Genomic DNA, 21,769 nt, shown 5'->3' on the forward strand with positions numbered 1-21,769 from the left:
GGTGATCAGAGATTAGTAATTATTTGATCCGGGTAAACCATATCGCCATATCACTCCCCCTTTAGGGGGCTGGGGGGCTAAGCATAAATCATTCCCATCCTGTTCGAATCAAGCTTTATCAGGATAAACAACATAATGGTAAAGCTTAGTAGCGACGAGCCGCCATAGCTTATTAATGGCAGCGGGATACCTATTGATGGTACAATACCGATGGTCATGCCGATATTGATAACTACGTGGAAGAAAATAATGGACCCCACACCATAAGCATAGATCCGCGAGAAGGGCGATCGCTGTCGCTCGGCAATGTAAATTATTCGTAATACCAGCAGCAGGTATAATCCCAGCACCACAACTGATCCGGCGAAGCCAAACTCCTCGCCAACCGTGCAGAAAATATAATCGGTGCTTTGCTCCGGCACAAACGAATACTTGGTTTGCGTGCCTTTCATATATCCCTTGCCCCACAGCTTGCCCGACCCAATTGCAATTTTTGACTGGTTAACATTATAGCCCTTTCCGCGCGGGTCGCTGGTTAGGCCCAGTACAATATCAATACGTACTTTTTGGTGTGGCTTTAATACTTTGTTGTACAGAAACTGCACGCTAAAAACAAAGGTTATCAATATACCGGCGCCAATAAGCATGGTAAGCATCAGCTTACGGTTTCGTTTAAACAAAAATATAACTATTGCAGCAACCGCAACTATGCCGCCAATAACCAGGGGTAAGTTATTTAGCTTAAGCGTTAATACAAACAGGGCTATAAATAAACCCTCCAGTATCAGGAAGTAAGGCGACAGGCCCTCGCGGTATAAAACAAACAATAACGAGCTAAATACCAGGGTCGACCCGGCATCCGGCTGCAGTAAGATCAGTACCATGGGGAAAAAGATGATGCCAGCAGCTATCGCAAATGATTTGGGCTCGCTCACTTTGATGTTTGCCCCGCTTAAATAACGGGCAAGCAACAGGCAGGTAGCAAACTTGGCAAACTCCGAGGGTTGCAGCCTAAAACCGCCGGGCAAAGAGATCCAGGCCTGGTTACCGCCTACATTTCGGCCGATTACCAATACCAGTATCAATAATACCGTAGTTATACTGTAAATAGCGGGGGCCAGCGCAGAGAGGAACCTGCTCTCTAATAACAAAATAAAGATGCCCAGTATAACAGCTACAATAACAAATACAAACTGTTTGCCGTAGTTGGTATCAAGGTCAAGTATGGAATGATTTTTAGGATCATATACCGCCGAGTGGATGCTTAGCACGCCAATTGTACAAAGCGCCAGGTAAATAAATACCATTAGCCAGTCTACATTAAAAAAGAAGCTGCGTTGCTGGTTACTCATCATCTTTTGGTTTAATGGCTGCCATATATTTAACCGATGACTGATTTTTATTGTTTGCCGATTTAACAGGTGCTTTTTTACGTGCTGAATCAGTTTTTAGTTTTTTAATGCTATCGGCTGTAGCTTTTTGAGCCGGGGTTGTTTTAACAACAATTTCAGGCAGCAGGTTAGCGTTCATGTAATAATTCGGCTCAATACCAGATGGACGGCTGGTAATGCTGTCGCGCAAATATTTTTCAACTATAAAACTGGCAATTGGCGCGGCCCAGGTTGCGCCCTGTCCAGCATTTTCGACCACTACGGCTATTGCTATTTTCGGATTTTCTCTCGGTGCAAATGCAACAAACACCGAATTCGGTTTACCATGTGAATTATCTGCAGTGCCCGTTTTACCACACATTATAATACCTGGGATTTTTGATCCGGCAGCTGTACCATAATCAACTACATTCTGCATGCCGTTGATAACCGATTCAAAGTATTGACCATCTACCGCTACATAATTTTTTACAGTATACTCGTTTTTTATGATCTGCTTGCTGCCGATAGATTTGATAAGATGGGGCTTATAATAAAAACCACGATTAGCTATAATAGCTTCAATATTAGCCAGCTGTAAAGGAGTAGCCTCTAATTCGCCCTGCCCGATACCTAATGAAATAACGGTGCTTGACCGCCAGCTGCCTTTGCGATATAATTTATCATAATACGATGCCTTAGGCAAATACCCGCTCCCTTCAGCCGGCAGATCAAGATTAAGCCTTGAACCTAAGCCAAATTTGGCCACGTTGTTTCGCCAAATGGTAAAGCTGGTGTCGGTTTGCTTTGGTCCTTTTTGGTTGATCAGTTTTTCAAAAACCATATCAAAGTAACCATTGCATGATTCGGCTATAGCGCTGCTTAGGGTAACCAATCCATGCCGTTCACCATTAAAACATTTTATACGGCGATTACCAGCCGTATAATACCCGGGGCAATTGTAGGTAGTTTGCGGCGTGATAACGCCTTCCTGCATCGCAATAAGAGCGCTTAGTGGCTTAAATGACGACCCCGGATGGTAATTTGCCTGGATGGGCCGTATCAAAAAAGGTTTGTAAGGATTATCATTCAACATAGTGTAATTAGTACCACGCTTACCAACCATTAAGTTAGGATCATAACCGGGACTACTTACAAAGGCCAGGATTTCGCCGGTCGATGGCTCAATAGCTACAATGCTGCCTACCTTGTTTTTCATTAACTTTTCGCCAAGCTTTTGCAGCCTTAAGTCTAATGATGAGGTTAAGCGCTCGCCGGGTACCGCCAAGGTATCGTAGACGCCGTTCGCGTACGATCCTTTTTGCACGCCCCTGGAATCTACCATCATGTTTTGCACGCCGCGCTGGCCGCGTAACACATCCTCATAAGCTTTTTCGACACCGGATATGCCGATATAATCACCCAAACGATAATAACCGCCGGACTTTGCAATTTTATCAGTTGATGCTTCGCCGATGTAGCCCAAAAACTGTGCTGCAACCGAATCGGGGTAAGTGCGGATAGGGTGGGGCTGTACAGAAAATCCCTGGAACTCTGATAACCGTTCCTGTAACGATGCTGTTAATTGGGGTGATAATTGTTTCTCGAAAGGCGAAGACAGGTTTGGCGAATATTTGATGGCCTTTGCAAAACGCTTATCAAACTCGGGTTTATCTATACCTATAAGCTTGCAAAACTCAAGGGTATCAAAAGGTTTAACTTCTTTAGGGACAACGGTGATGTCGTATACCAAGTCGTTGGTTACCAGTACTTTTCCATTACGGTCTAATATTGGCCCGCGGGCCGGGTATTGAATAATTGGGCGGATTACGTTTTTATTGGCATACAGCGCGTATTTATCATCAATTATCTGGATATAAAATAAGCGTGCAAGAAGTATGAGAATTATAGTAATAAATATGCCCCCAATTACATATCGCCGCTCAAAAAATTGATTCATTTACGTTCTTTACTTTTAAAGAATAACAACCCCGAAACCAATATCAAAAATACAGTAAATAATGAGCTTAGTAAAACGCGGCCAAGCGTATATTGGATCTCAGAGAAACGAAAAACTTCCATGTTGAACAGGAAGAAATGATGAAAAACTGTGAGGATAAGCGCATAAGTAAAAAACCATCTGAAACCCATAATACTAAGCGTAGGTTCTGGCTCATTATCAAAACCTTCCTTTTGTACGGTTATGCTGATGAATAGGATACGCACAAATGCTAATAATACACATGCGGTAGTATGCAGGCCCGGCGTATCGTAAAAAGCGTCAATCGTCAAACCTAATATAAATGCTAATATAAACAGCACAAGGTTTGGTGTTTCAAACGGCAGCAACAGGATAAAAAGAATATACAGGTAAGGTGTAGAAAGGTTATAAAGCGTGATGTTTTTTAATAAAAACACCTGTATAAAAACCAGTACAATAAACCGCAGTATGTTAATTATTATGGCCCTACTCATCTTTTTTCTGCTGAGCCTCCAATCCCAATTGCTCTTGTGCCAACTTGTTATTTACTACGTAAACATATTGCAGCTTACTAAAATCAACAGCTATATTTACATCCATGTTTAAGAATGCCCCTTTGGCTGATTTTGAATGAAGGTTGGTGATCTTGCCGATAGGTATGCCCGCCGGAAATAACGACAGATCAGACGTTACCACCAATTCGCCAAGCTTTGGTGTAGCATTATTTGATACGTTGTACAATAGCCCTACGCGGGGATCAAGATTATCGCCCCAGATAAATGAACCCAGGTCTTTAGTGCCGGCAAGCGCGGCGCTTATGATAGTTTCTTTATGCAGTAATGATTGTACCACCGATAGGTGTTCGCCTACAAAAACCACTTTTCCTACAACACCCTGCGCACAGATAACCCCCATTCCTTTTACAATGCCTGCACTGCTGCCCTTGTTTATGGTAAGGTAATTATTACGATGATTGGTAGAGTTGTTTATTACCGCGGCATCAATATATTCATATTGTTGCTTGTAAATGGTATCAACCACTTTATGGTGAGCAGCAGAATCTATATAAAATGATGTTTTAAGCTGGTTACGCAGCCGGGCATTCTCCAGGGATAAGCTATCATTTACTTCGCGTAAAGAAATGTAGCTTTTTAACTGGTCTACCTTTGCGTATAAATTGCCGGTAACCTGGTTGGTGCTGTTAATGAAAGTAGCTTTTTGGAAAGAGTTGTATTTGATATAAATAACCAGCGCACTAACCTCAAATATAATGAACAGAAAAAACGCGTTGTACTTGCTGATGAAGATTAACAAATTACGCATTGTAGGTGATGAGTTTTGAGTAATGAGTTTTGAGTAGTAAGCAACTCATCACTCACTACCCAAAACTCACAACTAATTTACTGCATTAAAAATTTAAAATTACCAATATTTTTAAGGGCGGTTCCGGTGCCGCGTACTACCGCGCGTAACGGATCCTCGGCAACGTGTACCGGTAGTTTTGTTTTGGCAGAGATCCTTCTGTCCAAACCACGCAGTAACGCTCCGCCACCTGTCAGGTAAATACCGGTTTGGTAAATATCTGCAGAAAGCTCCGGCGGAGTGATCTCCAATGCTTTTAATATCGCTTCTTCAATTTTCGAAATAGATTTATCAAGGCAATGCGCAATTTCTGTATACGATACCATGATCTGTTTAGGTACACCGGTCATTAAATCGCGGCCCTGTACAGCAAAATCAGCAGGCGGGTCGCTTAGTTCAGGTAATGCGGCACCAACTTCTATTTTAATTTTCTCGGCAGTACGGTCGCCAATCATAATGTTGTGCTGGCGACGGATATATTGAACAATGTCAGAGTCGAAGTTATCTCCCGCTACGCGGATAGACTGATCGCATACAATACCAGATAAGGCAATAACCGCGATCTCGGTAGTACCACCACCGATATCAATGATCATGTTACCCATTGGCTCTTCCACATCAATACCAATACCTACGGCTGCTGCCATTGGCTCGTGGATCAGGTAAACCTCTTTGGCACCTGCTATCTCGGCCGAGTCGCGCACCGCACGTTTCTCCACCTCTGTAATACCTGATGGGATACAGATAACCATACGTAGCGATGGGAAGAACCATCCTTTACCCTGGTTTATCATTTTTATCATGCCGCGTATCATGTGCTCGGCAGCGTTAAAATCGGCAATTACACCGTCTTTAAGCGGGCGAACGGTACGGATATTGTCGTGGGTTTTACCCTCCATTTGCATGGCCTGGCGCCCAATGGCAATAACTTTGTTGGTTGTGCGGTCAAAAGCTACTATCGACGGTTCGTCAACAACAACTTTATCATTGTGTATGATGAGGGTATTTGCGGTACCTAAATCTATAGCGATCTCTTGTGTGAAAAAATTAAATAAACCCATTTGTAGTTTGCTTCAAAATAGTTTGCAAGTTGTTAAATTTAGTTGATTAAGTTGGAATAAGTTGATTAAGAGAACGGTTTTATTTTGAAAATAATATAAATTATTCACTTAATTACTATTTACGACTTATCAAGCCTTAATGTTTAAAATGACGGACGCCGGTAGTAACCATGCTGATGCCTTTTTGGTTAGCCATATCAACTGATAATTGATCTTTGATGGAGCCGCCCGGTTGTAAAACAGCCGATATGCCGGCATCAGCAGCAATCTCTACACAATCAGGAAACGGGAAAAAAGCTTCTGATGCCATAACTGCTCCTTTTACATCAAAGCCAAACGCTTCTGCTTTTGCTAATGCCTGTCTTAACGCATCAACACGCGAGGTTTGACCTACGCCGCTGGACAGCATCTGGTTATTTTTCACCAATACAATGGCGTTGGATTTTGTATTTTTTGTGATCTTGTTGGCAAGGAAAAGATCTTTCAATTCCTGCTCGGTTGGCTGGCGTTCAGTTACGGTTTTCATGTCTCCCGGGCCTTCAATTACATGGTCCTTATCCTGCTCAATTACTCCGTTTAGTAGAGTTTTAAATTCTTTTTGCGGTAATTCAACCGGTTGACGTACTAATACAATGCGTCCTTTACGTGCCGTAAGAATGCTAACAGCTTCATTTGTATAAGCTGGCGCTATCAACACCTCGTAAAACAACTTGTCTATTTCTGTAGCTGTTTCTGCGTCTATCTCTGTATTAGTGATGATGACACCGCCAAAAGCTGAAACCGGATCGCAGGCCAGGGCATCTATCCAGGCTTCTTTAATAAACTGGCGGGTAGCTACGCCACAGGCGTTAGTGTGTTTTAAGATGGCAACGGTAGGTTCGGTAAATTCATCTATCAATGCAACAGCAGCATCAACGTCTACCAGGTTGTTGTACGAAAGTTCTTTGCCCTTGTCGCTAAGGCTATTAAACATAGCATCAAGGTTGCCATAAAAAACACCTTTTTGATGCGGGTTTTCGCCATAACGCAAGGTTTGGCTGGTTAATATGCTATGTTTAAATACAGGTAGCGGTTCGTCCTGGTTAAAATATTGGAATATGGCGGTATCGTAGTTTGAGGTTATGTTAAACGCCTTCCGTGCGAACATAGAACGCTGATCAATAGTCGTTGTTCCGTTTTGGGCCTTTAAGATGGTGTCAAGCTCGGTATAATCATCTTTAGATGCCAGTATAACAACATCCTTAAAATTCTTTGCCGCTGCGCGGATAAGTGAGATGCCACCAATGTCTATTTTCTCGATCACATCATCATGGCCTGCGCCTGATTCAACCGTTTCTTCAAACGGGTAAAGATCTACAATAACCAGGTCGATTTCCGGGATCTCGTACTGTGCTAATTGCTCTTTGTCGCTATCATTACTTCGGCGCGCCAATATACCGCCAAATACTTTTGGGTGCAGTGTTTTAACACGGCCGCCAAGGATAGACGGGTAAGAGGTAAGATCCTCAACAGCAATAACATCAACCCCAAGGCTGCGGATAAAGGTTTCGGTACCACCGGTTGAGTATATGGTAACTCCTAAACGGCTTAACTCTTTAATAATAGGCTCCAGGTTATCTTTATAATAAACGGAGATAAGGGCATTTTTAATGGCAACAGGCTGACTCATTTAACGGATTTTTTTGAGCCGCAAAGGTAGTGATTAGTGATTAGAGAATAGGGGTTAGCGGTTAGTTTTTTTAAGAAAAGTTAACGCGTATTAAAATCAGTTACGGCAATAGATCGAGTTTGTTATCTTCGTGGATACCACCACCTATAAAAATGTCAGCCAATCCCGATATAGTCAGAGCCACCTGGAAAAAATATCACCACTTGTGGAAGCGCGAGGAGGCAAACGCACGGCATGTTTTGTTAAACGAGGGCGATATTAGTAGAAAGATTTATGTTTTAGACAAAGGATGCATACGCAACTGGTTTTATCATGATGGCAAGGAGATCAGTTTCCAATTCTTTTTTGAGGGCGATGTAGTCTATTCGCCTGAGAGTTTCAGAAAGAATACACCAAGCCAGTTTAGTATAGAAGCCATTGAGCCGGTTAGCCTTCGCTGGTTGAGCCAGAAAGATATGGATTTGGTGCGAGAAGATCCGTTATTATATAATGAGATGATCGAACGTTCGGCAGATAAACAGGCTGAATTTATGCGGCATTTTTTCTCCTATTTGAAAAATACACCGCAAGAGCGCTACAAATTATTATTGCAGCAGCAGCCTGAGATCATTAAGCGGGTACCATTGCAGCATATTGCTTCTTATTTGGGTATCACGCCGGTTTCTTTGAGCCGTATCCGCAACCGGCGATAGCATTTCTTAACAATTGTAAAGTGATATCTGGTTTTTGAGGCCGAGTTTTGGATAAATTTTAAATCAATAACAATATGAGACTAAACAAAGTGATCCCCAAGATATTTTATTCAGACATCAATCATGGCCTGGAGCTTTTTATTGATGTTCTTGGCTTCACCATAAAATACAAAGAAGATCAACCCGGGTTTTACATTGTCGCCCGCGATGGGGTGACACTGTTTTTGGTTGAGGATGATGAGTTTGCCAAAAAAGACCGCCCTGAAATTCGTATCGATACGGATGACATTGACGCACTGTATCAGGAACTTATTGCTAAGCCAAAACAACTCTTTCATTCTAATCTTGCTACAGTAAAGTTGCAGCCCTGGGGACTAAAAGAAGTTGCATTGCGCGATAAAAGTGATGTTTGTGTAATTTTGCAGCAAGATATGGGTGAGTAGGTACTACACTTCTGTAAACTCCAACTCCTTACCATAAGTTTCGTCCAGAAACCAGGCAGCGGTAATGCCTATAGCAAATATAATTAGCCCGGTTACCCAGCCGCCTACAACGTAATTGTTAAAAAAGACGCGGGTAAACTTGAAAAGTAAGATCATTAATGGCAAAGTGCCACGCACCATATTAGGGATGCTAATACCTGCGGATGCACGCAGGTTGGTGCCAAACTGCTCCACACTGCTGGTTATATAAACTACGTTTAACCCGGCGCCATAACCCAGGCCGGCGCAAATAAAGTAGAACCACGCGGGGCTGCCACCGCTTTGCAAAAAGTAAAGCACTGTAAATACTATAGCTATGCCGTAAAATATAAACAGGGTTTTTTTGCGGCTTTGTAAGCGCTGGCTTAACCAGCCCACGCTAAAATCTCCGGCGGCTATGGCCATGTACAGGTACATAATGGCAGTGCCCGGCTCAACGCCGCTTATGCCCATGGCTTTACCAAATTGGTCAGAGAAGGTAACCAGGATGCCAATGATGTACCAAACCGGCAAACCTATCAGTATGCATTGCATGTATTTTGCAAAGCGTTTCCGGTTATTAAAGAACATCAGGAAATTGCCCTTGCTTAACGTGGTCGATTCCTGCACGGTTTTAAATATGCCGCTTTCCTGTACCTGTATCCGCATTAATAATAATACCAGGCCAAGCAAACCGCCAATATAATAGCAGGTGCGCCAGTCTACCATCTTGCTAATTAGCGATGCTGCTACTACACCAAACAAGCCGAAGCCGGCAATAAAGCCCGCGGCCATGCTGCGTTTTTCTTTAGGCAGTAATTCGCTTACCAGGGTTATGCCTGCACCAAGCTCGCCGGCAAGGCCAATGCCTGCTATAAATCGTAAAATTATATATTGGTTTAAAGTGGTGACCATGCCGTTGGCCAGGTTGGCAATTGAGTAAAGCAATATCGATCCAAACAAAACTTTAAGCCGGCCTTTTTTATCGCCCAAAATACCAAAGATGATACCGCCGATAACCATACCAATCATTTGTATGCTGATCAGGAGTTCGCCTTTTGAAAGTATGTCGGCAGGGTTTAAGCCAAGCGCTGCAAGGCTGGGTTTGCGGATAATGGCAAATAATAAAAGATCATAAGTGTCAACAAAGAAACCAAGCGCGCTTACAATTACAGCAAGCTGGAAAATACTGGTAGAGGGTTTGACGGTCATTGTGGCTAAAGATTGGTTTGTTGGTGCGCTAAAAGTAAGTATCTAACCGCTAATCTCCAACCACTAATCGCTACACCTAACTCTTCATTTTTTTGAGGAGATTTTCAATGACTTTAGGAAAGTGTAAGTGTTCCAGCTGCTGGCCTTTAAATTTTACCATTTCCAGGTTGTCGCCGGGTTCGATCTTGAATTTAGATTGATGGATGATCTCACCCTCATCAAACTGTTCGTTGACAAAATGTATGGTAATTCCAGATTCTTCTTCGCCGGCATCCAGAATGGCTTTATGCACATTGTCGCCATACATGCCTTTGCCACCATATTTGGGTAACAGGGCAGGGTGAAGGTTAATAATTTTATTGGGGAAAGCAGCCAGTAATGATTGTGGAACCAACCATAAAAAACCCGCAAGAACTATCAGGTCAACCTGTAAGGTTTTAAGCATGCGGATCACATCGTCGCTGTTATAAAACTCGTTACGGTTAAAAACGTGCGATGGTATCTCGAAGTTATCGGCCCGTTGCAATACGTAAGCCTGTGCGTTATTAGTTAATATTAATACAACTTCGGCTTCTGCACTGCGTTTAAAATGCTCCATTATTTTTTGAGCATTTGACCCTGACCCTGAAGCAAAAATGGCTATTCGTTTTTTCAAAATTGTAAATAAAAGTTAGTTACGACCCAAATATAAAAGTTTAAGCCATTTAAATACTATTGCGCGGCAGCTTTTTGCCTTACAAAACCATAACGTATAACCTTACGTTTTGTGTTGATGGTATAGTTTTGGATATCGCCGGTTAATAATACTAATGAGTATTGGCCGATATTATAGATCTGTGCATTGGCAAACGGTTTAGAGCTGCCTACAACCGAAGTATCCTTACAAACGATATCCGAATTTAAAAACAGGTTGTTCTCTGCTAAACCCCAATGCCCGCTGGCGGTTGGTTGATGCACGCAATTAAAATTTGTGTAGGTACATGTTTTATCATCTTTAAAAGTGAATACCTGGGTAGTATCGCAGGCGGTATTTAAAGTGGTGTCTAATTTTATAGTATCGCCTACAGAAATGGTATACCTAACCGATGCCAGTTGCCAGGCACTACTGCTAAAAAGATTTTCGATATAGTTTTGCTTTTCCTTTTTGCAGGAATTGCTTAGCAGGTTTATCAATATCAACCCCGCTATAAACAGAAATGGTAATTTATTTTTCATTTAACAGATGGCACAAAAATAAAGTAACGCAGGCAATTATAACTGTTTTAAATGGCTAATATTTTAACAACATTCTTATTTTCTTGGTTTGAGGCCATTTATCCATTTGGTAATGATGTCTAACACTTCGGGCGATATGGTTTCGTCGATAGTACTGTACTCACTAACATCCCCTGTGCCGGCGTTTTGAAACATATGATTCAGGTTAGGCAGCAGCACCGTATTAAAATCTTTATTGCCTGCTTGTGTAAGTAATGCGTTAAAACCGGCCAGATTTTCTTTTGCGCTAACCTGCACGTCTTTGCCGCCATTTAAAGCTAAAACCGGGATCTTGATTTTGGTTAATGTGGTGGCTGGATCATAATTCAGAAAATAACGCATCCAGGGCATAAACATCGTCGCCGATAGCTGATTTAAAAGCGCCTCCGAACTCTTACCCTTTAAACCTGCTTTGGCAAGAAATGCGTCGGGCTGTTGCTTCAACCAATCCGCTTTTGACTGTTCATAAGCCGCTTTCAACGAATCCCTGTTAGTGTACCGGTCTGCTAAGGTACGGGCCATTAGCATAAATGATTCCGTCCTGGCTACGTCGTCCTCTGTAAATCCGTTTTTAAGATAGGCCGTGCGGTTTTGTATTTTCATCAGATCTTCCCCTTTAATACCTACGCCGGCAAGGCTTACTATAAACGCTACGTCATCTGTTTGTACAGCAATCAACGGTGCTATTACCCCACCTTCGCTATGCCCTATCAGCCCGATATTTTTGATATCGATACCCGGGTGTCCCTTCAGGTAATCAATACCAACCATTACATCTTTAGCAAAATCGGCTGACGTAGCACCCATTACGTCGCCGGTTGTTTCGCCAACGCCCCGGTCATCAACACGTAATACAGCAATACCGTTTCGGGTTAAATGGTCGGCAATTACCCAAAATAGCTTGTGCCCAAATATGGTTTCGTCACGATCTTCTTGCCCCGACCCTGTTATCAAAATTACCGCAGGTACATTTTGAACTGACTTAGGGATGGTTAAAGTAGCTCCATACTGGATAGATCTATCTTTATTATAGTATATAACTTTCTCTTCCCGGTACGGAAATGGCGCTTTAGGCATTTGAGGCCTGTTATAACCAGCTTTGTTAGCTACTCTTTTAAGCGTTAGCGGATAGGTGCCCCCGCGTTGTTTCCATAAGCCCGTTAGCGTTGTTTTATTTGAATTAAAAGCTGCTGTATATGCAGAACTCATCACCGCGGCATCAGCCGTCAGGCTATCGGGTGTGATAATTAACTTCGAAACCTTAATCCCTGTCGCGTTTTGTTGCGGCACAGCAAATTCGGCCGTTTTTTGTTTGGTAAGGCTATCTTCTGAGATCGTTAAAATTATACCGAGATTGGCTAAAGTTCCCTCCCAGGTTGTTTTAGCCGGAAGGTTCTGTGCCGATAGTTTAACGGCGCTGGTACTTAACAGTAATAATAGGGTGAAGAAGCGATTTAGGTTCATGATGATGAATAAAAAGGTAATGTAGCAATTATCCCATCATCCCTTCAAACTTTTCCCAAAAGCCGTCTTTAGGTACCGGCGCGGTAATTAGTATCGGTTCTTTTTTTATGGGATGGATAAACTGCAATCTTCGGGCGTGCAGGCAAATGCTTTTACGCAGGCTGCCACGCGGGTAGCCATATTTATTATCACCAACTATGGGGCAGCCCAGGGTTGACAGTTGCACTCGGATCTGGTGGGGGCGGCCTGTTATGGGGTCAACCTCTATCAGGTAATAGCCTTCCAGCTCGCCAACCAGTTTATAGTTTAGCTCAGATCGCTGGCTGCCGGGCACTTCACGGTCGTGCGCCTTGGTAACGTTTTTCTGCGGATTTTTTATCAGGTAATGCACCAGCGTTCCGGCTTCAGGATTAGGCCGTTTACGCACTACAGCGTAATAGGTTTTATGCATTTCGCGGGCTTTAAACATCTTGTTTATCCGCTCTAATGCCTTGCTGGTTTTGGCAAACAGGATAACCCCGCTAACGGGCCTGTCTAACCGATGCACCACGCCTAAGAAAGCGCCGTTAGGCTTGTCATATTTTTTGGCGATGTACTTCTTTACCTTTTCATCAAGGCTCTCGTCGCCGGTATCGTCAACCTGCACAATATCACCTGCACGCTTGTTTATAGCAATAAGATGGTTGTCCTCATAAAGTACATCCTTATCGGTAATATCGTAGCTGGTATAGTTAAATTCAGGTCTGGCCATAGTTTTAGTCATTAGTCATTGGTCATTAAGTCATTAGTCTTGATTGTATTTCTTGCTCAAGACTTAGGGCTTCCGACTTCAAACTATCTAATATTGCTCTTTCTCGTTCGGGAAATCTTTAGCTTTTACATCGCTAACGTAGTTCTTTATCGCGCCGTTCATTACTTCGGCTAAATTGGCGTACTGGCGCAGGAACCTTGGTTTAAAACCTTTGTTAATGCCCAGCATATCATGGATCACCAATACCTGCCCGTCGCAATGCTGGCCGGCGCCTATGCCGATGGTTGGGATAGCTAAGCTTTTTGAAACCTCATCAGCTAATTTAGCAGGGATTTTCTCCAGCACAATACCAAAGCAACCCAGTTCCTGTAGTTTCAAAGCATCGTCGCGTAGTTTTTGTGCCTCGACTTCTTCCCTGGCGCGAACGGTATAGGTGCCAAATTTGTATATCGACTGCGGTGTTAAACCCAGGTGCCCCATAACCGGGATACCCGCGGTTAAGATCCGGCTTACAGATTCGGCTATCTCTACACCACCTTCTATCTTTACCGCATGCGCGCCCGATTCCTTCATGATGCGGATGGCCGATGCCAATGCCTCTTTACTGTTACCCTGGTAGGTGCCAAATGGTAGGTCGACTACAATCAATGCCCTTTTAACTGCCCGCACCACTGCCGAAGCGTGATAGATCATTTGGTCAAGCGTGATGGGTAGGGTAGTTTCATGGCCGGCCATTACGTTGGATGCCGAGTCGCCTACTAATATAATGTCCATCCCGGCGGCGTCAACAATGGCAGCCATCGAGTAATCGTAGGCGGTAAGCATGGCGATCTTCTCGCCACGGCTCTTCATTTCCTGCAGGGTATGGGTGGTAATTCTTTTTACTTCTTTATGTACAGACATGCTGATGGCTTTAAGCTGAGGGCAAAGTTAGGATATTTTATTTCGGATTTAAGAATGGAAAAATGACATAAAAAATCCAAAATCCCACTTCCGAATTCCGAAATAATTCCCTATTTTTGCAGCCGTGAATAAAGGGGTTTCTCACTTCATATTTCCAATCCAATTTTACGGCGCATCACACCAGACCAGCCGTTATTTTAACCATTCAATTTATTTAAACAGATGACTTATTTCACCAAATTACCGGCGGTATTACTGTTAGAGGACGGAACTGTTTTTCATGGCAAAGCTGCCGGAAAGATTGGCACTACTGCCGGCGAAATTTGTTTTAATACCGGCATGACCGGCTACCAGGAGATTTTTACCGACCCATCTTACTTCGGGCAGATAATGGTGGCTACCAACGCGCATATTGGTAATTATGGTATTGCTAACGAGGAAGTAGAATCGGGCAATATCCAGATAGCGGGTTTGGTTTGTAAAAACTATAATATTGCTTACAGCCGTAAACAGGCGGATGAGTCGATACAGGATTATTTCCAGGAGCAAAATATTGTTGGCATCTCTGATATTGATACCCGCCAGCTGGTGCGCCATATCCGCGATAAGGGCGCAATGAACGCCATCATATCGTCAGAGATATTGGACCTTGAAGAGTTAAAAGCTAAACTGGCCGAAGTACCTTCAATGGATGGGCTGGAACTATCATCAAAAGTATCAACCAAAGAAACTTATACTTTCGGTGATGAAAACGCTTCTTACCGTGTTGCCGTGCTTGACCTGGGTGTAAAGAAAAACATCCTGCGTAATTTTGACGACCGCGACGTTTACGCTAAAGTTTACCCGGCCAAAACCACTTTTGCCGAAATGGAGCAAGATTTTGCACCAAGCGGCTATTTTATATCAAACGGCCCCGGCGACCCGTCGGCTATGCCTTACGCGGTTGAAACTGTAAAAGATATTTTGGCCAGCGATAAACCAATGTTCGGTATTTGTTTGGGCCACCAGCTATTGGCTTTGGCTAATGATATCCCAACCAAAAAAATGTTTAACGGCCACCGCGGATTGAACCACCCGGTAAAAAATATCATCATTAATCATTGCGAAGTAACGTCGCAAAACCATGGTTTTGGGGTAGTGCCTGATGCGGTTAGAGCATCGGACAAAGTAGAGATCACCCACGTAAACCTGAACGACCAGTCGATAGAAGGCATCCGTGTAAAAGATAAAAAAGCATTTTCGGTACAATATCACCCCGAGTCGTCGCCCGGCCCGCATGATAGCCGTTATTTATTTGATGATTTTATTAATTTGATGAAGTAAAATCTGATAAGGATTTATAATGCAGAGCCGCCCGGATATATTGGGTGGCTCTCTTTGTTTAACATGCTTAGTAAACTGTAAAAAGTTTTTTCTTAAATTAGCATAAAAAAACAAGACAATGTCATCCGCAGTAAAATATATAATTGACGATAACGGGCATAAAACAAGTGTTTTAGTGCCGGTTAAAACGTGGGAGGATATTAATGCTAAATACAAAAAGCTAAGTAAAAAATTGGCTATTTTAACAGGTATCCGCCATGGACTTAACGAAGTTAAAGAAAGCCAAAAAAATGGAGACAGCCTGCAAACGTTATCAGATTTTTTAAGTGAAAGTAGCAGTTAAAGTTACTGCCAACTTTAAAAAGGAAGCAAAGCCTCTGCTCAAAAAATATAAATCGCTGGCAAAAGATCTGGCTGATCTTGAAAAGCAATTGCTATCAGATCCAAAACTCGGTGTATCACTCGGCAGTAATGCATTTAAGATAAGGCTTAAAATATCAAGTAAAGGCAAGGGGAAAAGCGGAGGTGCACGAGTAATAACTTATCTTGAAACTGATTTGATAGCTAAGTTAGAAACCGACGGCGAAGAAACGACTGTTAATTTGATTTCGATCTACGATAAATCAGATACTGAAATAATTACAGATAAAGAATTAAAAAGATTAATAGCTAACGTATAACTCTGTTATTTGATGATTTTATTTTTTTGATGAAGTAAACAAATTAAAATCCATACTGTAGAGACGCTCCGAGATATCGGGCGTCTTTTCTATTTTATGGCTTTGCGAGCTGAAAAAGGGTAAGAAGTAAACTGTCCAAGGTGTGCCAGCTGTGCCAGGTGTACCAGGTGGTTCACCTGTACCTGGCACAGTACAGTCAACTTGCCTCATTCACCGACACATTTATTCTTACTTACCATTTTCGCCGACAGGTTACAGAAATTGCGGACTAAATTCTCCATTTCACCGACAATATCCCCCATCTTACCTAATAACCCTGTGCAAAAATTGATTTTCAGAGCAAATTTGACCTATAAATCATCACAAACTATGGCACCATTTTTAATAAAACCTGCAATGTTGGTACTTGCTAAATTTATTGCCCACGCTATCGCGGCATTACACCTGTTAGGCCACCTGGTAAAATAATACGACTACCTACTACCTATCTATGTTAAGTTTATGCGGATTACTGTAAATAAAAGCAGTAATTCGCTAAAAACTTAGGTTATTCCAATTTTCTGCACCATTTTTACGCTATGGCAAAACAACCCATAATTACAGTAAATAACCTGGTAAAAAATTACGGCGACTTTAAAGCGGTAAAAGGCATCAGCTTCGAGGTTTATGAAGGCGAGATCTTCGGACTGCTTGGCCCCAACGGCGCCGGTAAAACCACCACCTTAGAGATCATTGAAACCCTGCGCGAAAAAACCTCGGGCGAGATAACCGTTGATGGCTTTAATATTGATACCGATGCCGGCAGTATTAAAAAGCGGATAGGTGTGCAATTACAGGCTGCGGGTTATTACCCCAACTTAAACTTATCAGAGCTGATTGAGCTTTTTTCGGGCCTGTATGGCATACAACGCAGCCCAATGGAAATGCTGGAAAAAGTGGCGCTTACTGACAAAGCCAAAGCAAAATATAAGGACCTGTCGGGCGGGCAAAAGCAGCGCTTCTCTATCGCCACCACATTAATAAATAACCCGCGTATTGTGTTTTTGGACGAGCCTACTACTGGCCTCGACCCACAGGCGCGCCGCAATCTTTGGGACCTGATCCGCGAGATCCGTGACCAGGGAACCACCGTTGTTATCACCACCCACTATATGGACGAGGCCGAAGTACTGTGCGACCGCGTAGCTTTTGTTGACGGCGGTAATATAATAGGTGTTGATACGCCCGATGCCTTTATTGATAAGCTGGTGGCAACCGGCTTTGAGCCACCTAAAAAAGTAAAGCTTGCCAGCCTGGAAGATGTGTTTATTAATATGACAGGCAAGGAGTGGAGAGAGGAATAGCCCCCCAGCCCCCTGAAGGGGGAGTACTTATAAAAGCGAAAGGTTAACGATTAACTACCAATGAACTAATGACTAATAAACCAATGAACCAAACAGATAAACCATACAGTAATTTTAAAGCAACGCTGGCTATAGCTAAGGCAAGTTTCAGGTCGATAGTACGCAGCCCGTCATCGGTGGTGTTTACGCTGCTTTTTCCGTTGATATTTATTTTGGTGTTTGGCTTTATCAGCGGGGGCGGGGTTATATCTGTTGATGTAGGCGTGGCCAAAACCAATGATACTATTAACCCGGTTTACCAGGCGTTAAAAAAGGTGAGCGTAGTGCGTTTGATCCACAACCAAACGCCCCAAGAAATGGAAGCCAACCTTAAAAAGGGAAGCATTGACGCGATATTAAATATCCAGAAAAATACTAAACCGCCGTACTTTACTGTAAATATAAAATACAGCCAGGCATCCGGCGATAAGGAGGGAATCCTGAAATCGGCACTTAACAATATATTTTATGAGCTAAATACGCACATGCCTGACGCGCCGCCACCGGCAGCCATCATCAAAGAATCTGAAGTAAAAACCCGCGAGTATAAAACTATCGACTTTATTTTACCGGGCCAGCTGGGCTTTTCGCTATTAAGTACGGGTGTATTTGGTACCGCTTTCGTGTTTTTAAGCCTGCGGATAACCCTGGTTATTAAACGTTTTTTTGCTACGCCGGTTAAACGATACAGCATTGTAATTGGCGAGGCACTAGCGCGGATAACCTTCGCGCTGATAGGCGCCTTATTTATTATAACTATAGGCCACTTTGCATTTGGGTTTACGTTGGTGCACGGGTTTGTAACGGTCCTTAATATGCTCTTCCTCTCGCTAATAGGGGTGCTGGTGTTTATGGGGTTTGGTTTTGTAGTATCGGGTATTGCCAAAAACGAAAGTACAGTACCGCCTATAGCTAATATGATAACCCTGCCGCAGTTCCTGTTGTCGGGTACATTCTTTTCAATCAATGTTTTCCCGGCGTGGTTGCAGCCAATAAGCAGGGCGCTGCCGTTAACTTATTTAAACGATTCGTTACGTAAAGTAGCCTTTGAAGGTGCAAGCCTTTTTGATGTATCGCACCAGATCCTGATCATGTGTATCTGGGGCGTGGTGATCTATGCTGTTGCGGTTAAAACGTTTAAGTGGGAGTAGGCAGATTTGTAAATGTTCATATATACGATGTGCGGATGCTTATATAATTAATGGTTTTAAATAGTTTAAGGACAGACATATTTATTTAATGTTAAGGCGATATCTTCGCCGCTCTACTTCACGTTAGAAAGATCGAGCCCAAAACCTGGTTTATCTGTAGACAACGAGGTGTTTATTAATAATAAGGCCCCGCATTTTGAGCGTAACCGATTTTCTGCTGCGCTTGGCTACCAGTTTGATCAATCAATAAACGTACAAGCCGGCTGGCTCAACCAGTACAATTACAGCCCCACTTTTGCTGCCGATAAGAACAATCTGGCGCTAACATTTATGTACCGCATTAATCGCAAAAACGCCAAACCGCGCGAGCACATGCCAAGTACCGGCGATTAATGATCTAAATTATAATTTCAACGTAATTTTACTTTATAATAGCTGATAATCAAATATCTGCATTATCTTTGCGCCGATATTCTCTTAATGCCATTTGGAATTTGGGGTCGCCTTAATGGTTTAATGCCATTAAAAGGTAAGGTGTGGTGGAACGATAAATTTGCAAATGAAGTCAGGTGCGTTTAAAATAGCCGCTATGTATGTAGTAGCCGGCTTAGTGTGGATCGCTTTAAGCGATAAAGTGTTAGAACTTACAAAAGGCGGTACAGATATTTCTTTTATCCTGTTTATAAGCAGCATAAAAGGATTTGTTTATGTGCTGGTAACCGGGTTCATATTATATAAACTCATCCTGTCGTACCATGGCCGGTTGGAGGAGAGCGAGAAACAATACCGCAGTTATTTCGAGGCCAACCCGTCCCCTATGTGGATCTATAATCGCCGTACCCTTAATTATACCGCCGTTAATAATGCCGCTATTGCCAAATACGGGTACACTTTAGAAGAGTTTAAAAACATGACGATACTGGACATCCGGCCGAAAAGAGATGTGAGTAAAGTATACAGTGTTATAAAGGACTTTAAAAATCAGTACAACGATTCGGGCATCTGGACCCATCTTAAAAAAGACGGTACGGCTATACAAGTGCATGTAACATCACATATCATAACATCGCCCGGCAAAGAAGACCATATAATGGTTATGGCCACCGAGATTAATTTGCCGGCAGAACCAACCCTTAACAGGTTCGGCTAAACCCCTGTATATTAACCTTTGTAACATTAAATTTATGTTAATGTTAAAGTTAAATTCCTACATATTTAATGGAAGTTGTATATTTGAAAACTAAACGTTTTAAGTGTATTACTTACACTAAGTTATAAAACCGAATTAATCAGAAAAAAATGAGTTTAATAATTGATGTTCACGCCCGCCAGATTCTTGACTCGCGTGGAAACCCTACTATTGAGGTAGATGTATTGACCGAAAATGGCTTTTTAGGCCGCGCCGCTGTACCGTCTGGTGCATCAACCGGTGCTTATGAAGCTGTTGAGTTACGTGACAATGATAAAGCTGTTTACATGGGTAAAGGTGTTTTAAAAGCCGTTGCCAACGTAAATGATATTATAGCAAAAGAATTACAAGGTGTTGATGTGTTCGATCAGAACGGTATCGACAAACTAATGATCGACCTTGATGGTACGCCAAACAAGGCGAACTTAGGCGCTAACGCTATTTTAGGCGTGTCGCTTGCTGCTGCTAAAGCTGCCGCGCAAGAGAGCCGCCAGCCTTTATACCGCTATGTTGGTGGTGTAAACGCTAACACGCTGCCTATCCCGATGATGAACATCGTTAACGGTGGATCACACTCTGATGCGCCTATCGCGTTCCAGGAGTTTATGATCATGCCGGTTGGTGCTTCTTCATTCTCTGAAGCATTACGTTGGGGTACTGAAGTATTCCATAACCTGAAAAAGATCCTGCATGACCGTGGTTTATCTACAGCAGTAGGTGACGAAGGTGGTTTTGCTCCAACTTTTGATAGCACCGAAGATGGCGTTGAAACCATCCTTAAAGCTATCGAAAAAGCAGGCTACAAAGCTGGCGAAGATATCTTCTTAGCTTTTGATTGCGCTGCATCTGAGTTTTACAAAGACGGTAAATACGACTACACTAAATTTGAAGGCCCTAAAGGCGCTATCCGCACCAGCGAAGAGCAAGCTTCTTATTTAGCCGAATTAGCTGCTAAATACCCTGTTATCTCTATCGAAGACGGTATGGCTGAGGATGATTGGGCTGGCTGGAAAATATTAACCGACAAAATTGGTGATAAGGTACAGTTAGTAGGTGATGATTTGTTTGTAACCAACGTTATCCGTTTACAACAAGGTATCGATGACCATACTGCAAACTCTATCCTTGTAAAAGTTAACCAGATAGGATCATTGACCGAAACTATTAACGCGGTTAGCCTGGCACAAACAAACGGTTATACCTCAGTAATGAGCCACCGTAGCGGCGAGACTGAAGATGCTACCATTGCAGATTTAGCTGTTGCCTTAAACTGCGGCCAGATCAAAACCGGTTCGGCTTCACGTTCAGACAGGATAGCTAAGTACAACCAGTTATTACGCATAGAAGAAGAATTGGGCGAGAGCGCAAAATTCATTGGTAAAGCGTTTAAATACTATAAAAAATAAGCTGTTTTTAGCTGAAAGGCTAAAGCAGAAAGCTAAAAGCCTCTCGATTTATCGGGGGGCTTTTTTTGTGAGTTTAGGTGTACCATTTTTTGAAAGTGGAACACCCGGAACACTATGGAACGGGGTGGAACACCACACTAGTTAAAAAAAATAACTTAGGCAACGCCCAAAATAAACACGTGCCGTCGACTCACCCCGCGGCACTTCGTGCGCGACCCTCTCTTCGCCTTTAGCGGAAAGAGGGTTGACCCAGAGAAAAACAGCCCTCTTTCCCGCTTGCGGAAGAGAGGGTGGTCCAGCGAAGCGCAGACCGGGTGAGTCGACGCGTTTCAGTAACGAAGCCGCAATACCCACATCCCAATTAAAAACCGTATCTTCGCAAAAATAATTTAATACCCGTTAGCTTACGGTTTTGATCACCGACAAACTCTTCAGATCCGCTATGCAATCGCGTTAGC

Annotated in this window: 22 protein-coding genes; 10 read left to right on the forward strand and 12 right to left on the reverse strand. The window is 42.8% G+C overall.

From position 1 onward, the window contains the following. Window positions 1–77: 77 nt before the first annotated feature. The 6 genes from rodA to purH all read right to left on the reverse strand — a co-directional run bounded on the left by rodA (window position 78) and on the right by purH (window position 7,443). On the reverse strand, window positions 78–1,355 hold the full coding sequence (gene rodA, locus ABIB50_RS10300) for a rod shape-determining protein RodA (protein WP_429379584.1): 1,278 nt from the start codon (window positions 1,353–1,355) through the stop codon (window positions 78–80). Beyond that, window positions 1,345–3,330 (reverse strand): penicillin-binding protein 2, encoded by a 1,986-nt coding sequence (gene mrdA, locus ABIB50_RS10305; protein WP_429379586.1) that lies wholly within the window; start codon window positions 3,328–3,330, stop codon window positions 1,345–1,347. The genes rodA and mrdA overlap by 11 nt, the downstream gene beginning before the upstream one ends. Next, window positions 3,327–3,845, reverse strand: a complete 519-nt coding sequence (mreD, locus tag ABIB50_RS10310) for a rod shape-determining protein MreD (RefSeq protein WP_429379588.1) — start codon at window positions 3,843–3,845, stop codon at window positions 3,327–3,329. Before mreD ends, mrdA begins: the two co-directional genes overlap by 4 nt. Beyond that, window positions 3,838–4,674: a rod shape-determining protein MreC gene (gene mreC / locus ABIB50_RS10315; RefSeq protein WP_429379590.1), complete on the reverse strand. Its 837-nt coding sequence runs from the start codon at window positions 4,672–4,674 to the stop codon at window positions 3,838–3,840. The genes mreD and mreC overlap by 8 nt, the downstream gene beginning before the upstream one ends. A 77-nt stretch (window positions 4,675–4,751) precedes the next feature. Further along, entirely contained in the window at window positions 4,752–5,774 is a 1,023-nt protein-coding gene (locus ABIB50_RS10320) for a rod shape-determining protein (RefSeq protein WP_214071454.1), read from the reverse strand. A gap of 136 nt (window positions 5,775–5,910) precedes the next feature. Further along, the gene (gene purH / locus ABIB50_RS10325) at window positions 5,911–7,443 is read right to left on the reverse strand and encodes a bifunctional phosphoribosylaminoimidazolecarboxamide formyltransferase/IMP cyclohydrolase (RefSeq protein WP_429379592.1); all 1,533 of its coding nucleotides are present in this window, start codon (window positions 7,441–7,443) and stop codon (window positions 5,911–5,913) included. Window positions 7,444–7,595: 152 nt separating this feature from the next. Here purH and ABIB50_RS10330 point away from each other — a divergent pair, with 152 nt between their 5' ends. Both ABIB50_RS10330 and ABIB50_RS10335 read left to right on the forward strand, forming a co-directional pair. Beyond that, window positions 7,596–8,135 carry a Crp/Fnr family transcriptional regulator gene (locus tag ABIB50_RS10330; RefSeq protein WP_429379594.1) on the forward strand — a complete coding sequence of 180 codons (540 nt, stop codon included), beginning with the start codon at window positions 7,596–7,598 and terminating at the stop codon, window positions 8,133–8,135. Between the two features lie 74 nt (window positions 8,136–8,209). After that, a complete protein-coding gene (locus tag ABIB50_RS10335; protein WP_429379596.1) occupies window positions 8,210–8,578 on the forward strand; it encodes a hypothetical protein in 369 nt (122 codons plus the stop codon). Between the two features lie 3 nt (window positions 8,579–8,581). Here the strand turns inward: ABIB50_RS10335 and ABIB50_RS10340 are convergent, their stop codons facing one another. The 6 genes from ABIB50_RS10340 to panB form a co-directional block, all read right to left on the reverse strand. Beyond that, window positions 8,582–9,808, reverse strand: a complete 1,227-nt coding sequence (locus ABIB50_RS10340) for an MFS transporter (RefSeq protein ID WP_429379598.1) — start codon at window positions 9,806–9,808, stop codon at window positions 8,582–8,584. A 76-nt stretch (window positions 9,809–9,884) separates the two neighbouring features. Next, on the reverse strand, window positions 9,885–10,463 hold the full coding sequence (purN, locus tag ABIB50_RS10345) for a phosphoribosylglycinamide formyltransferase (RefSeq protein WP_429379599.1): 579 nt from the start codon (window positions 10,461–10,463) through the stop codon (window positions 9,885–9,887). 56 nt (window positions 10,464–10,519) lie between these two features. After that, a complete protein-coding gene (locus ABIB50_RS10350) occupies window positions 10,520–11,023 on the reverse strand; it encodes a hypothetical protein (RefSeq protein ID WP_429379601.1) in 504 nt (167 codons plus the stop codon). Between the two features lie 75 nt (window positions 11,024–11,098). Then, complete coding sequence (locus tag ABIB50_RS10355; protein WP_429379603.1) at window positions 11,099–12,526, reverse strand: alpha/beta hydrolase family protein; 1,428 nt, start codon at window positions 12,524–12,526, stop codon at window positions 11,099–11,101. Window positions 12,527–12,554: 28 nt separating this feature from the next. After that, window positions 12,555–13,277 carry an RluA family pseudouridine synthase gene (locus tag ABIB50_RS10360; RefSeq protein WP_429379604.1) on the reverse strand — a complete coding sequence of 241 codons (723 nt, stop codon included), beginning with the start codon at window positions 13,275–13,277 and terminating at the stop codon, window positions 12,555–12,557. An 87-nt stretch (window positions 13,278–13,364) separates the two neighbouring features. Beyond that, window positions 13,365–14,180, reverse strand: a complete 816-nt coding sequence (gene panB, locus ABIB50_RS10365; RefSeq protein WP_429379606.1) for a 3-methyl-2-oxobutanoate hydroxymethyltransferase — start codon at window positions 14,178–14,180, stop codon at window positions 13,365–13,367. Between the two features lie 222 nt (window positions 14,181–14,402). Here panB and carA point away from each other — a divergent pair, with 222 nt between their 5' ends. The 8 genes from carA to eno all read left to right on the forward strand — a co-directional run bounded on the left by carA (window position 14,403) and on the right by eno (window position 21,311). Beyond that, a complete protein-coding gene (carA, locus tag ABIB50_RS10370; RefSeq protein ID WP_429379608.1) occupies window positions 14,403–15,503 on the forward strand; it encodes a glutamine-hydrolyzing carbamoyl-phosphate synthase small subunit in 1,101 nt (366 codons plus the stop codon). A gap of 118 nt (window positions 15,504–15,621) precedes the next feature. After that, window positions 15,622–15,846: a hypothetical protein gene (locus tag ABIB50_RS10375; protein ID WP_429379610.1), complete on the forward strand. Its 225-nt coding sequence runs from the start codon at window positions 15,622–15,624 to the stop codon at window positions 15,844–15,846. Then, window positions 15,830–16,183, forward strand: coding sequence for an addiction module toxin RelE (locus ABIB50_RS10380; protein ID WP_429379612.1), 354 nt, complete (start codon window positions 15,830–15,832; stop codon window positions 16,181–16,183). The genes ABIB50_RS10375 and ABIB50_RS10380 overlap by 17 nt, the downstream gene beginning before the upstream one ends. Before the next feature lie 578 nt (window positions 16,184–16,761). Next, the gene (locus ABIB50_RS10385) at window positions 16,762–17,526 is read left to right on the forward strand and encodes an ABC transporter ATP-binding protein (protein ID WP_429379614.1); all 765 of its coding nucleotides are present in this window, start codon (window positions 16,762–16,764) and stop codon (window positions 17,524–17,526) included. A gap of 68 nt (window positions 17,527–17,594) precedes the next feature. Beyond that, window positions 17,595–18,716 carry an ABC transporter permease gene (locus tag ABIB50_RS10390; RefSeq protein WP_429379616.1) on the forward strand — a complete coding sequence of 374 codons (1,122 nt, stop codon included), beginning with the start codon at window positions 17,595–17,597 and terminating at the stop codon, window positions 18,714–18,716. Window positions 18,717–18,815: 99 nt separating this feature from the next. After that, a complete protein-coding gene (locus ABIB50_RS10395) occupies window positions 18,816–19,109 on the forward strand; it encodes a DUF2490 domain-containing protein (RefSeq protein ID WP_429379883.1) in 294 nt (97 codons plus the stop codon). 166 nt (window positions 19,110–19,275) lie between these two features. Beyond that, on the forward strand, window positions 19,276–19,866 hold the full coding sequence (locus ABIB50_RS10400) for a PAS domain S-box protein (RefSeq protein ID WP_429379618.1): 591 nt from the start codon (window positions 19,276–19,278) through the stop codon (window positions 19,864–19,866). A gap of 149 nt (window positions 19,867–20,015) precedes the next feature. After that, window positions 20,016–21,311 (forward strand): phosphopyruvate hydratase, encoded by a 1,296-nt coding sequence (gene eno, locus ABIB50_RS10405; protein ID WP_429379620.1) that lies wholly within the window; start codon window positions 20,016–20,018, stop codon window positions 21,309–21,311. The last annotated feature ends 458 nt before the right edge of the window (window positions 21,312–21,769 follow it).

The organism is Mucilaginibacter sp. UYCu711 (genome assembly GCF_050433825.1).
Classification (GTDB): domain Bacteria; phylum Bacteroidota; class Bacteroidia; order Sphingobacteriales; family Sphingobacteriaceae; genus Mucilaginibacter.